The 14,426-nt window shown below is 55.7% G+C and carries 12 protein-coding genes; 4 read left to right on the plus strand and 8 right to left on the minus strand.

The window, feature by feature from the left end:
- Positions 1-35 precede the first annotated feature (35 nt).
- Genes L383_RS06450 through L383_RS06430 form a run of 5 tightly spaced genes read right to left on the minus strand, consistent with a single transcriptional unit; the run spans position 36 to position 5,664 of the window.
- Complete coding sequence (locus L383_RS06450) at positions 36-1,094, minus strand: glycoside hydrolase family 130 protein (protein ID WP_023331554.1); 1,059 nt, start codon at positions 1,092-1,094, stop codon at positions 36-38.
- The gene (locus tag L383_RS06445) at positions 1,078-2,661 is read right to left on the minus strand and encodes an alpha-amylase family glycosyl hydrolase (RefSeq protein ID WP_023331555.1); all 1,584 of its coding nucleotides are present in this window, start codon (positions 2,659-2,661) and stop codon (positions 1,078-1,080) included. Before L383_RS06445 ends, L383_RS06450 begins: the two co-directional genes overlap by 17 nt.
- 10 nt (positions 2,662-2,671) lie before the next feature.
- Entirely contained in the window at positions 2,672-3,499 is an 828-nt protein-coding gene (locus tag L383_RS06440; RefSeq protein WP_023331556.1) for a carbohydrate ABC transporter permease, read from the minus strand.
- Positions 3,500-4,366: a carbohydrate ABC transporter permease gene (locus tag L383_RS06435; protein WP_080463683.1), complete on the minus strand. Its 867-nt coding sequence runs from the start codon at positions 4,364-4,366 to the stop codon at positions 3,500-3,502.
- An 8-nt stretch (positions 4,367-4,374) separates the two neighbouring features.
- Positions 4,375-5,664: an ABC transporter substrate-binding protein gene (locus tag L383_RS06430; RefSeq protein ID WP_023331558.1), complete on the minus strand. Its 1,290-nt coding sequence runs from the start codon at positions 5,662-5,664 to the stop codon at positions 4,375-4,377.
- Positions 5,665-5,850: 186 nt separating this feature from the next.
- Between L383_RS06430 and L383_RS06425 the strand changes: the two genes are divergently transcribed.
- Genes L383_RS06425 through L383_RS06415 form a run of 3 tightly spaced genes read left to right on the plus strand, consistent with a single transcriptional unit; the run spans position 5,851 to position 9,388 of the window.
- Entirely contained in the window at positions 5,851-6,891 is a 1,041-nt protein-coding gene (locus L383_RS06425) for a LacI family DNA-binding transcriptional regulator (protein ID WP_023331559.1), read from the plus strand.
- Between the two features lie 29 nt (positions 6,892-6,920).
- Positions 6,921-8,309: a phosphohexomutase domain-containing protein gene (locus L383_RS06420; protein ID WP_023331560.1), complete on the plus strand. Its 1,389-nt coding sequence runs from the start codon at positions 6,921-6,923 to the stop codon at positions 8,307-8,309.
- Positions 8,306-9,388 carry an ABC transporter ATP-binding protein gene (locus L383_RS06415; protein ID WP_023331561.1) on the plus strand — a complete coding sequence of 361 codons (1,083 nt, stop codon included), beginning with the start codon at positions 8,306-8,308 and terminating at the stop codon, positions 9,386-9,388. The genes L383_RS06420 and L383_RS06415 overlap by 4 nt, the downstream gene beginning before the upstream one ends.
- 32 nt (positions 9,389-9,420) lie before the next feature.
- On the opposite strand, the gene metE is transcribed toward L383_RS06415, so the two are convergent.
- Positions 9,421-11,682, minus strand: a complete 2,262-nt coding sequence (metE, locus tag L383_RS06410) for a 5-methyltetrahydropteroyltriglutamate--homocysteine S-methyltransferase (protein WP_023331562.1) — start codon at positions 11,680-11,682, stop codon at positions 9,421-9,423.
- A gap of 115 nt (positions 11,683-11,797) precedes the next feature.
- On the opposite strand from metE, the gene metR reads away from it, so the two are divergent.
- Positions 11,798-12,751, plus strand: a complete 954-nt coding sequence (gene metR / locus L383_RS06405) for an HTH-type transcriptional regulator MetR (RefSeq protein ID WP_023331563.1) — start codon at positions 11,798-11,800, stop codon at positions 12,749-12,751.
- On the opposite strand, the gene L383_RS06400 is transcribed toward metR, so the two are convergent.
- Positions 12,639-13,538: a carboxylate/amino acid/amine transporter gene (locus L383_RS06400; protein WP_014885636.1), complete on the minus strand. Its 900-nt coding sequence runs from the start codon at positions 13,536-13,538 to the stop codon at positions 12,639-12,641. The two genes, metR and L383_RS06400, sit on opposite strands and share 113 nt — an antisense overlap.
- An 82-nt stretch (positions 13,539-13,620) precedes the next feature.
- On the minus strand, positions 13,621-14,421 hold the full coding sequence (gene yigL / locus L383_RS06395) for a sugar/pyridoxal phosphate phosphatase YigL (protein ID WP_023331564.1): 801 nt from the start codon (positions 14,419-14,421) through the stop codon (positions 13,621-13,623).
- Positions 14,422-14,426: the final 5 nt, after the last annotated feature.

Raw genomic sequence — 14,426 nt, forward strand, 5'->3', positions numbered from 1 at the left:
CGCAGCCCCGGCGAAAGCCGGGGCTGCGTCAGGGCTTACTCCAGGCCCAGATGTTTCCACAGCTCGTCCATCGGCAGCGTGGCCAGGGCGATACGCTCATCCGCCGCACCATACCAGATATGCAACGTGTCATTACGCACCAGCGCCCCGCAGGTAAAGACGACGTTACCGAAAAAGCCTTCACGCTCATAGGGCGCACTCGGCTCCAGCAGCGGTACGGAAGATTTGGCGATGAGGGTGAGCGGGTCCTCAAGATCCAGAAGCAGAGCGCCCAGGCAATAACGCTGGCTAGCGTCCACACCGTGATAAATCTCCAGCCAGCCGCGCGCGGTCTTGATCAACGGCGCGCCGCCACCCGACTTCAGCGCATCCCATTCGTCTCCCGAGCGTCCCAGCAGATGCCGGTGGTTTCCCCAGTGCAGCATATCGGGCGATTCGCAGATCCAGATTTCCGGGTGGCCGAAATGGCAGGGCGCGGGCCGGGTAAGCGCCCGGAAGGATCCGCCAACCTTCTCCGGGAAGAAACAGACGTCGCGGTTATCAGGGCAGAAAATCAGCCCTTTCTTGTCGACGGAGATAAAATCAACGGTGGTCGCCAGCGCGGTGGAGATACCCAGCGATGACACGGCGGAGTAATTGATGTACCAGACATCGTCAATCAGGGTGATACGCGCATCTTCACAGCCAAATTCCTCATAGCGGCTGTCGGCGGTAATAAACGGCTGTTGATCGATGGTGAAATTTACACCGTCCTGGCTTCGCGCCAGGCGCAGGTGGGACATTGACGTCAGCCAGACCTGAGCCGGGTCGCTTTTCAGCACAATGGTACGCGGGTCGCTAAAATCATAGCGCGGGTCGTTGCGGTCGAACGTTTTTGTTGCCGCCTGCCAGCCGCCGGACTGCTGCACCAGAAGCGGAACGACGATCTTCTGTGGGTCATCATTTATCACGCTCTCGGCAACCCGAAGCAGCAGGATAATCTCCCCATGATACTCCGTTACCCCGGCGTTAAAGACGCACTCCACTTTCCGTCCTGGCAGAGAAGGCACCACGTCGCTCGGGGTGATCAACGGATTCTTACCGTGTCTGTTCATATACACTCCTTTTTATCAGAATTTGATTTTTATCCAGCTGCTGCGCGTTTTGGCCGTACAGGACATCCGCTTCAATGGCCCACAATGGGTTTTGTACCGGCTGGCCAAAATTCACGGCCACCCAGACCTGTTCCTGCGCCGTTGTTCGGGTAAACCAGACGCACGCCTTATGGCGCTTCAGTAGGCTGCACTCCCCATGCTGTAGCGCCCCGATGGCGGCCCGAAGCGCAATGAAGGTCTGGTACTGACGCCACAACGAGCCGGGCGTCGATATCTGATGTTCGGCATTGAGCAAGGGATAGTCCTGGCTGACGGGCATCCACGGCGTGGAGGTGGAAAAGCCCGCAAACGGGGCGTCGCACCAGAGGAAGGGGGAACGGGACCCATCCCGTGAATGTTCAATGGCCTGCGCCAGCGCGTCGGCGGCACTGCACCCCTGCCGCATGGCCGTGTCGTAGAAGGTTTTTCCCTGAATATCAAAAATCTGCCCGACCGTCTGAGGCACATAGTCGGGCATCCCCAACTCGTCACCCTGGAAAATAAACGGTACGCCGCGCACGGTCAGCTGTAGCGCCAGAACGGCCAACGCCCGGGCGGCGTCATGCGGGCCTTCACCAAAGCGGCTAATCATGCGCGGCATATCGTGGCTGGAAAAGAATAGCGTCGGCAGGCCAGACTGCAGCGCCAGCGTGGCGTTAATCTCGTCGCACAGGCGTGCCGCATCGAAGGTTTTCTGGCTGCCAATATTGAAGTTAAAGACCACGTCCATCAGCGACGGGGCCTGATAACGGGCCAGGGTCTCCCTCTCCTCGCTGCCGATTTCGCCGATCAGGAAAACATCCCCTTGCTGCCTGGCATGTTGGCATACGCGCTGCAGCGTGCCGATAAGCCCCGGCTGATTCACGTCATGCTCATGCTGCTGTACTCCCGCTTTCTCCGGATTGTCAGGCCCGATGCCGCGCGTGCTGAGGAAATTAATCACGTCGAAGCGGAAGCCATCCACGCCCTGTGCCTGCCAGAAATCAATGACCTGAAGCATTTCCTGCTCTACCGCGGGGTTCGCCCAGTTAAGATCGACCTGCTCAGGCGCGAATTTATGGTAGTAAAACTCGCCGGTGTCCGGCTCCGGGCTCCAGGCGCTGCCGGAAAAAAATGACTCCCAGTTGTTAGGGTGCGCGCTGAAAAGAAAATAGTCCCGATAGCGGCTTGCGGGATTATTCCAGGCATCCTGAAACCACGGATGCTGCGAAGAGACATGATTAAGCACCAGATCGATAATGACCCGGATCCCCTTTTCATGGCAGCGATGAACGACGTCGCGAAAATCGGTCAGCGTGCCGAATCGTGGGTCGACGGCGCAGTAATCACTAATGTCATACCCGTTATCCACCAGAGGAGAGGGGTAAAACGGCGTGATCCAGATGGCACCGATGCCTAACGCGCTCAGGTAATCCACTTTTGAGAGCAGGCCAGGGAAATCACCCAGCCCATCACCGTTACCATCGCAAAACGACGGCAGATAAATTTGGTAACAGGTACAGGCCTGCCACCAGGGTTGTTTGTTCACCGTACGTTCCTTATTTCAGTGATAACGACATGCCCTGCAGGAAATATTTCCGGAACAGGATAAACAACACGATGACCGGCAGCATTTGCACCACGGCTCCCGCCATCACTGGCCCCAGATAAACGCCGTAGGATTTACTGAAGGTGGCCAGCAGCACCGAAAACGGCATTTTGTCGGCATCGCGCATGACAATCAGCGGCCAGAGGAAGTTGTCCCACGAGCTTGAGAAGGTAAATAGCGCCACGATCGCCAGAATGGACTTGTTCAGCGGCATCATGACGTGCCGCAGAATGGCCCACAGGCTGGCATGATCCAGACGCGCGGCGTACAGGTAATCGTTGGGCGTGCCCTTGAAGCTCTGAGACACCATAAAGATCCCCCAGGCGCTCATTGCATAAGGCAGGATCATGGCGCTGTAACGGTTGATCAGCCCGAGCTCACGCATCAGCACAAACTGTGGAATGATGAACATGAAAACCGGGAAAACCATCTGCACAATCAACAGATTACGGAAAGCGTTTTTGCCCCAGAATTCCGTTTTTGCCAGCGCATAGCCCACCAGCATGGAGGTGACGGTCACAGTCGCGGTCACGGTGACAGAGACGAAAAGCGAGTTAAGCAGCGTGCGCAGAAACGGCTTATCGGCCCGGTTGCTGTTATCGAAAAGGAAAGTGTAATTTTCGAGCGTCAGCGTGCCCGAAAAGAGATCCGTGGTATAAATCTGTGCCGTAGGCTTCAGGGATGACACGACCATCCAGACAAACGGATAGAGCCAGCTTAACGCCAGAATAAACATCAGCGCATGAATTAGCAGGCTCAGGGGCGTGAGTTTTTTCATTCATACAATCTCAATGTGTTTTTCGAATAACCGACGAAATAGCCAGATCATCAGGAAACTGCAGGCAGCGACGATAATCGACATGGCAGCAGCCCAGGTAGGTTTCATATTTTGAAACGCGGCTTCGTACATGACCACCATGGGACTGGTAGTACTGTTTAGTGGCCCACCACCGGTAATTAAATAGGGCTCTGTAAAAATACTGAATGCCACCGTAATAGCCAGCACCATCACCATCACAATTTGCGGATTCATCATCGGCAGCGTTATTGCCCAACCTTTCTGAAAACGCCCGGTTTTATCGAGAATAGCCGCACTATAAATATCCGATGGAATAGCCTGCATGCCGGAATAGAGAATTAATCCGTAATAACCGACAAATTTCCAGGTCACGATAAGCGCAATGGATAGCATGGCGCAGTCAGGGTTGGTAAACCACGGCACGGAAATCCCAAACCACGCAGACAATAAGCGGTTAACCGGGCCATACTCATTAAAAAGACGGGAAAAGACAATTGAGTACGCCACCCCTGACGAGATATTTGCCAGTAAAAAGCTTAAGGCGATAAACCCCCGGCCGTAGTTAATTCTGCGTAATCCGGCAGCAAAAAGCAGCGCGGTAATAAACACGATCGGGACATACCACATTAAAAAGCGGCAAATGTTCCACATGGATGTCCAGAATAATGCATCGTGCAGTACGCCAATAATATTCTGCAAACCGGTAAATTGCGGCACGCCGATAAACTGCCAGCGGGTCACGCTTAGCACCACCAGCCAGGCAAGGGGGTAGAACCAGAATAGCAGCGAATAGCCAATCCAGGTGGAGGCCAGCAGGCCTCCGGTTCGGGATTCATATCCAGCCATCATGCCCCCTACTGGCCCGCGAGGGCGCTGATTTCCTGCTGAGATTGTTTCAGCGCGTCGGCAGGCGTACTGGTTTTGAATATCACGCGCTCAAGCATCTGCGTCATGCTGCGCTGTATTTCTGTCGTCTGGTTTGTTGCCGCAGGAGGAAGCGCGACGTCCACCCACGAGGCGATCTGTTTCTCAAGCGGATTTTGTTTGAAGTAACTGACAAAGATCGGATTACTCATTAAATCCGCGCGGGCAGGCGGCATCCCTGTCAACTCAAGCCACAGCCGGTCATGTTCAGGGTTACTGAAGACCCACTGCATAAACTGCCAGGCCTGCGCCTTTCGCTTACTGGAACTGAAGATCACCAGACCTTTGCTGTCGCCGAACGTATAGGGGTGTTCAATGCCCGTCTCGGTCAGCATCGGACCGATCTGAATCGTTTTTAATATGTCCGGATACTGCTTGCGATAGCGGGCTAAATCCCACGGTCCGCGCGCTGAGGCGATAACCTGCCCCGTTGCGAGCGGATCCTCGGCAGAGGTGAAGTCGTAGCTGCTCCACTTATTGTTAAAAACGTTGCCCATGAAGGTCAGCACGGCCTCGCCAGCAGGCGTGGTCAGCGCAGGTTTTTTATCGACCAGATACGGCTTGCCGTGGCTCTGGGCGTAGAACAGCGGAATGAAGTCGAACCAGCGTTCCCACCAGTTTTTACCTGCCGTAAGCTGTATCACATAGCCGTGATTATCCGCCGCCCGACGCTTCGCCAGCGCGTAAAGTTCATCGTAGCTAACCGGTACCCGATCAAAACCGTATTGCTTTAGTAAATCACCACGCCACCACCAGACAATCGGGTTGATATATACCGGCAGTACCGTTTGTTTGCCGTTTAATTCCCAGGCTGACAGCAGAGAAGCCATTTGCCGTTTCTGAATCGTTTCCTGAAAACCCGGCATTCTGGAGAGATCTTCTATCTGCCCGACATCAACAAGCTGGCTGGCAAAACCAATAAATATATTGGTTGAAATATCCGGTTCAGTCCCTGATGCCAGCGCGTTCATTATCGCTTCTTCTGAACTGTTTGCGGCAGGAATAGCGGTAAATTCGACGGGCATATGGGCAGGGTCTTTATTCCATTCCGCCACTATTTTACTCCAGAAGGCTTCTTCATTGACGGTGGGTGTGACCCACATTTTGATTGTTTCACGCGCCCCGGATTGTGTCTCTTTTTTATCATCAGGCCCGCAACCGGTAAGAAAAAAGAGGAATATTACCGATGCTATTAATTTTGCTGCTTCTGCAACTCTCACGTTATATCTCCCTGATGTCGATAAGTGTTAATCGCTCACTGCTGCACTCTGTGAATGGTGCGTAAGCTAACACCCCTTTTTTATGTTTAACGTTAAACAAATCACAAAACTATTTATATTTAACGATAAACTCAGCCGCTATTATTTATTTAATTACGCCTCATAAATAATTTACGTGAATATAAAATGCCTAATTCATTTAGCAAAAGAAAGAATAAAAACGTGACGATTAAATCGCTGGCAGCGGAGATGGGTATTTCACATACCACGGTATCTAACGCGTGGAATAATCCCGAAAAGCTGTCTGCTGAATTACGTGAAAAGATACTTGGGTACGCCCGTCAGGTTGGATTTCAGGGGCCGGATAAACTCGCCCGGGCTTTACGCACCGGAAAATCCGGGGCGATCGGCGTCATTTTTAACGATACCATGAGCTATGTTTTTATCGATCCGCATGACGTCAGCCTGATGCGCGGCGTCGCGACCCGCTGCGAAGACCGTAATATTAATCTGGTGCTGATTCCGCTTCAAAAAGGGCCTTCATCGCTCACTACCCTGGTGGACGGGTATATTCTCAACGCCACGCATAACAGCGCCGCCATTATTCAACAAACCCTGGCCCGCAATCTGCCTGTGGTGACGCTCGATTTTCAGCTTCCGCAGTTCAGCAGCGTGTCGGTGGATAACACACGCGCCATGCGTGATATCACCCACTACCTGATACAAAAGGGTCATCGCCATTTCGGCATTATTGCCTTCCCGTCTCACCCGAACGCGCGAGGGATGTGGCCTCTGACGCACCGCGTGACGGGGGATAACCAACTCATGCTGACCCGCGTGAATGCCTGCCGCGACGCGTTTCAAGAGCACGGTATTACGCTCAGTGACTGCTGGCTGTGTGAAACCCATCACGATGAGCCACACGGCGAACGGGCAGCGGAAGCATTGCTGACGGCACACCCTGAGATCACGGCGCTGATCTGCTTATCCGATCGTTTTGCCATCGGCGCGGTGAATTATTGCCAGCGACAGCATCTTGCTATACCTGGCCGGGTCGCCATTACCGGATTCGACAATACCGCCCGGCAGTATAACGGGCCAGGACTTACCACCATCGCGCAGGATGCCGAACGTAAAGGTGAAATCGCGGTTGATCTGCTTCTGAACAATGGCCCCGTCACCCACGTTGCGCTGGAACACCGGCTTATCGAGCGTGATACGGCTTGAGATTACCCTGCTTAAGATAAGAGTGAACTATGGATGAACTAACGTGCTTTAAAACCTATGACATTCGTGGCGAAGTTGACGTCAATCTCACCCCTGACATTGCGCGTCGCATCGGAAGGGCGTACGCCGTCTGGCTGCATCCCCGGCGCGTGGTAGTAGGCGCTGATGTCCGCCTCAGCTCGGGGGCGCTAAAAACGGCCCTGATCGACGGGCTTACCGCAGGCGGCGTCGATGTTATCGACCTGGGCATGACCGGTACGGAAGAGGTCTATTTCGCCACCCGGGAATTGCGGGCAGACGGAGGGATTCAGGTGACGGCGAGCCACAATCCCGCCCATTACAACGGCTTTAAGCTGGTTGGCCTTGAGGCGCGCCCGATCAGTAATGACAACGGTCTGCTGGAGATCAAAGCGCTGGCAGAACAGAACCGCTTTCCACCCTGCGTGCGTCGTGGGGGCATTTTTCCCTTCGACAATCGCCCGGCCTGGGTGAACGCTCTGCTGCGATTTATCACTACGTCCCCAACGCGAACGTTACGCCTGGTGGTCAACGCCGGGCACGGCACCGCAGGTCCGGCGCTAGATGCGCTTGATGAGGGCTTAAAGCGTGCCGGTGTACCGGTCGAGTTTATCCGTATTCATCACCAGCCAGATGGCCGTTTTCCCGCTGGCGTACCTAACCCGATGCTGCCTGAAAACCGGCAAAGCACCCGACTGGCCGTCATCGAACATCACGCCGATGCTGGCATCGCCTGGGATGGCGATTTCGATCGTTGCTTTTTCTTCGACGAGCGCGGGGATTACGTTGAGAACTATTATCTCGTGGGGCTGTTTGCCGAACATTTTCTGCGACGCTATCCCAGCAGCCGCATCATTCTTGATCCCCGCTTAATCTGGAACACGCTCGACACGGTCGCCCGTTGCGGCGGTAGCGCAATCGTGAGTAAAACCGGGCATGCCTTCCTGAAAGCCCGGATGCGAAGGGAAAATGCCATTTACGGCGGCGAGATGAGTGGCCATCACTATTTTCGGGATTTTGGCTACTGCGATAGCGGCATGATCCCGCTGATCTTGATGCTCCAGATCCTGGGCGCAGACGCGCAGCCGCTCTCTCTTCTTATGCGTCACGCACAGGCCCGCTATCCGGTGTCTGGTGAAATCAACCTGACGGTCAACGAGCCCGCCGCACTCCTCAATGACGTCGCCGCGCACTATGCCCCGATCGCATGCGAACGCGACAACTGCGACGGCCTGAGCCTGTCCTTCACAGACTGGCGTTTTAACCTCCGCGCCTCCAATACCGAGCCGCTGGTTCGCCTTAATGTTGAAGCGCGGGGAGATACCGCTCTGCTTGTCCATAAAACTCATGAAGTGCTGATGCTGATTTCTGCCCTGCAAGGGGCTCAGGAGACATTATGACCGCCCTTTCATTACGACATATTCATAAAAAGTACGATAAAAACGTCATCGTGGCGGATCTGTCACTGGAGATAGCATCAGGAGAATTTATCGTTATTGTGGGCCCCTCCGGGTGCGGGAAATCGACGCTGCTGCGCATGATCGCGGGATTAGAGGCGCCAGACAGTGGCATGCTGATGATGGGCAATGAGGATGTTACCCACCTGGCGGCGGGCAAGCGGAGCTTGTCGATGGTTTTCCAGTCCTATGCACTTTATCCGCATATGACCGTACGGGAGAACCTCGCCTTTGGCTTACGCAATATCCGCACCCCGGAGGCCGACATTGCGCAGCGCATCACCCACGCCGCCAACATGCTCAGGCTGGACGAGCTGCTCGACAGGCTTCCGCAACACCTCTCCGGCGGCCAGCGCCAGCGCGTGGCGATAGGTCGTTCTATTGTCCAGCAGCCCGCGCTGTTCCTGTTTGACGAACCCCTTTCCAACCTTGACGCCGCTCTGCGGGTTGAAATGCGCCAGGAGATCCAGCAACTCCATAATACCCTGAAAAACACCATGATTTACGTCACGCACGATCAGGTCGAGGCGATGACGCTGGCCGACCGTATCGTGGTGATGTGTAAAGGCAATATTGAGCAAACGGGTACGCCGCTTGAACTGTACAACACCCCGGCGAACCGCTTCGTGGCCGAATTCATCGGTACGCCAAAAATCAATATGTTACCCGCCGTCTGGCAGCAGGGGGCATTGCATATCGACCCTGATACCGTCTTCCCGCTTTCGCGTCAGCCCGCAGACATTCAGGAGGGGGAATCGGTATTTGTCGCGATCCGCCCTGAACACCTGGGTTATCAGCAGCCGGGGGATTTTAGCCTGAGCGGGAAAACGCGGTTATGCGAACTGCAGGGAGATTCAACCCTGGTGTGGCTGGACGTGGCAGGGCATGCCGTGTGCCTGAAATCCTTCCAGCAACTGAGTCTGCCTGCGCAGCAACGTATCACGCTGACCGTGCAGGAGGCTCATCTGCATCTCTTTGACGCGGCAGGCAAGCGGATTGCAATGACGGAAAATGCCGCCTGAGTAGAGTATCAGGCGGCGGGAAATGCGCAGACTTACCCCTGACGCAAATTCTGCGCTGCCTTCACCATGTTGGCGAGCGCTGCGCGGGTTTCCGGCCAGCCGCGGGTTTTCAGGCCGCAGTCCGGGTTCACCCACAGGCGCTCTGCCGGAATACGCTGAGCGGCTTTTTTCAGCAGGGCTTCAATCCACTCCACGCTCGGCACGTTCGGGGAGTGAATGTCGTACACCCCCGGTCCGATTTCGTTTGGATAGTCGAACTCTTCAAACGACTCGAGCAGCTCCATATCTGAACGCGAGGTCTCGATGGTGATCACGTCGGCATCCAGCGCGGCAATGGAATCCATAATGTCGTTAAATTCGCAGTAACACATATGAGTGTGGATCTGCGTGTCGTCCTTCGCCACCGACGCATTGATGCGGAAGGCTTCCACGCCCCACTTCAGATACTCATCCCAGTCGCTGCGGCGCAGCGGCAAACCTTCTCGTAACGCCGGTTCGTCAATCTGGATAATGCCAATGCCAGCGGCTTCCAGATCCGCCACCTCATCACGCAGCGCCAGCGCGATTTGCTTCGCAATGGTTTCACGGGTCACGTCTTCACGCGGGAACGACCAGCACAGAATGGTCACCGGCCCGGTCAGCATGCCTTTTACCGGCTTGTCGGTCAGAGACTGAGCATACTTCGCCCACGCCACCGTAATCGCTTCCGGGCGGCTGACGTCACCGATCACCACCGGTGGCTTCACGCAGCGGGAACCGTAGCTCTGCACCCAGCCATTCTGGGTAAACACGAAGCCGTCCAGGTGTTCACCGAAATATTCCACCATGTCGTTACGCTCGGCTTCACCGTGCACCAGCACGTCCAGACCTAAACGCTCCTGCTCGATGATCGCCTGCCTGATGTGCTCAGCAATGCCGGTACGGTAGTGATTCGCATCCAGATTGCCCTTTTTGAAGTCGAGACGCAGGCCGCGGATCTCGGTCGTTTGTGGAAATGAACCGATCGTCGTGGTTGGCCATGCGGGCAGGTTGAAGCGGGCGCGCTGGGCTTCGGCACGGACTTCATACGGACTCTGGCGCTGGCTGTCCTGAGCGGTGATGGCCGCCAGACGTTTTTCCACTGCCGGATTATGCACGCGTGCCGAATGACGGCGCGCCTGAATCGGGGCGCTCCATTCGGTAATCGCCGCCGTGTCACCGCTGTTCAGCGCGTCGCGCAGCAGCGCCAGTTCTTCACATTTTTGCAGGGCGAAGGCAAACCAGCTTTTCACTTCCGGGTCGAGACGGGTCTCCACGCTCAGATCGATCGGGCTGTGCAGCAGTGAACATGATGAGGCCACCCACAGCTCACGTTTACCGACAATGTCTTTAATTTGAGCATACTTTTCGGTGAGATCGGCACGCCAGACGTTACGACCGTTTACCAGCCCCGCTGAGAGCAGCCAGTCTGCGGGCAGACGTTTGTGCAGGTCCTTCACGTCATCTTTGCCGTGAACCAGGTCAACATGCAGACCCTGAACCGGCAGCGCGGCAATCGTGCTCAGGTTAGGCGTCACGCCCTCGAAATAGGTGGTCAGCAACAGCTTCACCTGCCCGGTAAGCGCGTCATACGCCGGTTTGAAGGCATCGAGCCAAACCTGGGGCAGCTCAAGCACCAAAGCAGGTTCGTCGATTTGCACCCACTGAATGCCGCGTTTACCCAGCTCAATCAGTACCTGTTTGTAGACGGGCAGAATGTCCTTCAGCAGGCTGAGGCGGTCAAACAGCTCGCCTTTGACTTTGCCCAGCCACAGGTAGGTTACCGGTCCGAGCAGCACCGGTTTTACCTGGTGGCCCAGCGCCAGCGCTTCGTCGACTTCGTCCAGAAGCTGTGTCCAGGTCAGTTTGAACTGCTGACCTTTTACGAACTCCGGCACCATATAGTGATAGTTGGTGTTAAACCACTTGGTCATTTCCGCCGCTGCCGCGGGTTCACCCGTTGGCGCACGACCACGGCCGATGCGGAACAGGGTATCGATATCTACCGATCCATCTTTGTTCTGATGACGAGCCGGCACGTTGCCCAGTAGCAGGCTGGTCGTCAGAACATGGTCGTACCAGGCGAAATCGCCCACCGGCAGCAGGTCAATGCCCGCCTGCTTTTGCTGATCCCAGTGACGGGCGCGCAGCTCGCGCCCCACGGTCAGTAGTTCTTCACGGGTAGCGTTACCCGCCCAGTAGCTTTCTTGCGCTTTTTTCAGCTCGCGACGCAGGCCAACGCGAGGGAAACCGAGAGTGTGATTGCGGATTGTCATGTTATGCCCCTTGTGAATTTCGCTATTTAGACGTCCAGATGTTTACACATCTATAATTGGCAGGTACTGTATATTCCTCAAGCGCAAAATGTTCATGGCGAAGTGAAGGACTTTCATGATCGAGATAAAACACCTGAAAACGCTGCAAGCGTTGCGGAACTGCGGATCGCTCGCGGCGGCTGCGGCCACGCTGCACCAGACCCAGTCTGCCCTTTCTCACCAGTTCAGCGATCTGGAACAACGCCTCGGATTTCGTCTTTTTGTGCGTAAGAGCCAACCTCTGCGCTTTACGCCGCAGGGTGAAATTCTTCTTCAACTGGCGAATCAAGTCCTGCCGCAGATCGCCAGCGCGCTACAGTCCTGTAACGAGCCGCAGCAGACAAAACTGCGCATCGCCATTGAGTGCCACAGCTGTATTCAATGGCTGACCCCTGCGCTTGAGAACTTCCGCCAGAAGTGGCCGCAGGTGGAGATGGATTTTAAATCCGGTGTGACGTTCGACCCGCAACCCTCGCTGCAGCAGGGTGAGTTGGATCTGGTGATGACCTCCGACATTCTGCCGCGCAGCGGCCTGCACTATTCGCCGATGTTTGATTTTGAAGTGCGCCTGGTGCTGGCACCGGATCATCCGCTGGCGGCTAAAACGCGCATCACGCCGGAAGACCTGGCAACAGAAACGCTGCTGATTTATCCGGTTCAGCGCAGTCGCCTGGATATCTGGCGTCATTTCCTGCAGCCGGCAGGCATTAGCCCGCAGCTGAAAAGCGTGGATAACACCCTGCTGTTGATTCAGATGGTTGCCGCCAATATGGGCATCGCGGCGCTGCCGCACTGGGTGGTGGAGAGTTTTGAACGCCAGGGCCTGGTGGTGACCAAAACCCTGGGTGAAGGACTGTGGAGCCGTCTGTACGCTGCCGTGCGCGATGGCGAGCAGCGTCAGCCGGTGACAGAAGCGTTTATTCGCTCAGCGCGGAACCACGCGTGCGACCATCTTCCGTTTGTGCGGAGCGCGGAGCGACCCAGCGGCGATGGACCCACAGTGAAGCCAGGATCACCGCTCCCCCAATAAGGAAACTCGGCCAGTGCGGTTGCTGCTGCCAGATGGCGAGGTTGACCAGCAGCCCCGCCGGGACGTGCACGTTGTTCATTATCCCGAGCGTTCCGGCGTCGACCTGCGTCGCGCCGTAGTTCCACATGAAGTAACCCAGCCCTGACGCCACCACGCCCAGCCAGACCAGAACGCCCCACTGCACCGACGTGGTCGGCAGCTTTTGCGGGTTACCGAGCAGAAACCACGCCGACACCGCGACAATCGCCGCGCCCATATAGAACCACGCAAATGCATTGTGCTGCGGCATCGGGCGGGTTTCCATCAGGCGTTTGTAGCCCACCATGCCGATGGCGAAACTGATGTTGGCGAGCTGGACGAACATCAACCCGGTCCAGAAGTGATCGCTGACTTTGTCATAGCGAATAATCGCCGCGCCAATCACCGCCAGCGCCGCGCTCAGCAGGTATCCCCAGCGCAGACGACGCCTGCTGAGCAGGTCGTAAATCAACGTAATATAGAGCGGCGTCAACACGGTAAAGAGCAGGAATTCAGAGACGGACAAATAGACGTAAGCCCGGAAGCTGAACAGATACATGATGCCCAACTGCATCGCGCCCACCAGCATGTACAGCACAATCGTTTTCAGCGATTGACCACGCGTGCGCAGAAACGGCAGGAATACCAGCGCCGCCAGTCCCACGCGCATCAGCACCGAGAAGTAGCTGTCGACCGAACCGGCAAGGTACTCGCCAATCAGGCTAAAGGAGAAGGCCCACAGGATAGTGGTGATAATGAGTAGCGCCACAATGCTTGTCTCTCAGAAAGAAGGACAGGCATTGTAGCGGACTCTTCAGTTGACATCTGGTCAACAAACAACCAAATGAAGATTATTCAAGGAACAGCTTGCGCAGGTATTTCGGTACCGCGTTATCAGCGTTGGAACCAATCACTTCCAGTTCCGGGTGCAGATCTTTCAGACGCTGATGCGCGTTCTGCATGATGCAGCCCTTGCCTGCCATGGAGAGCATTTCAGCGTCGTTCATGCCATCACCAAAAGCGATGCAGTCTTTCAGCGCGAAACCCAGACGTTTCGCGACCGCTTCCAGCGCGTGACCTTTGGAGACGCCCCCCGCCATCACTTCCAGACAGGTCAGAGTTGAGAAGCTCACGTTGACGCGATCGCCCCAGCGGGCGTTGATCGCCTGTTCCAGTGGGAGCAGTTCTTCATGGCTATCGCAGGTGAAGAACACCTTACTGATACCTTCCGGCTCAAGAAGGCCCGGCTCGTACAGGGAGTAGTTAAATACCGCTTCCTTGAAGAAACGCATTTCATCCGGGCGGTGGCGGTTCATGAACCAGTCGTCGTTGCGGTACACGTTGGTGATGATAGCCGGGTTGTTATGCACCACGCCGAAGAGATCGGCGGCAATATCGCGATCCAGGTTATGGGTAAAGATCAGGTTACCGTCAGTATCATGCACGCGCGCACCGTTGGAGGTGATCATGTACGATTTGATCTCAAGATTATCGCGGATCTGCCCCACGTCTACGTGGTGGCGTCCGGTGGCAAACACAAAGTTCACGCCACGGGCAGTCAGAAGCTTTAAGGTCTCTTTCGCGTAAGGCGACAGGGTGTGGTCAGGGGAAAGCAGCGTGCCATCTAAATCAGATGCAACAACCTGGTACATAGGGA

This window comes from Enterobacter sp. MGH 37 (assembly GCF_000534515.1).
Classification (GTDB): Bacteria; Pseudomonadota; Gammaproteobacteria; order Enterobacterales; family Enterobacteriaceae; genus Enterobacter; species Enterobacter kobei.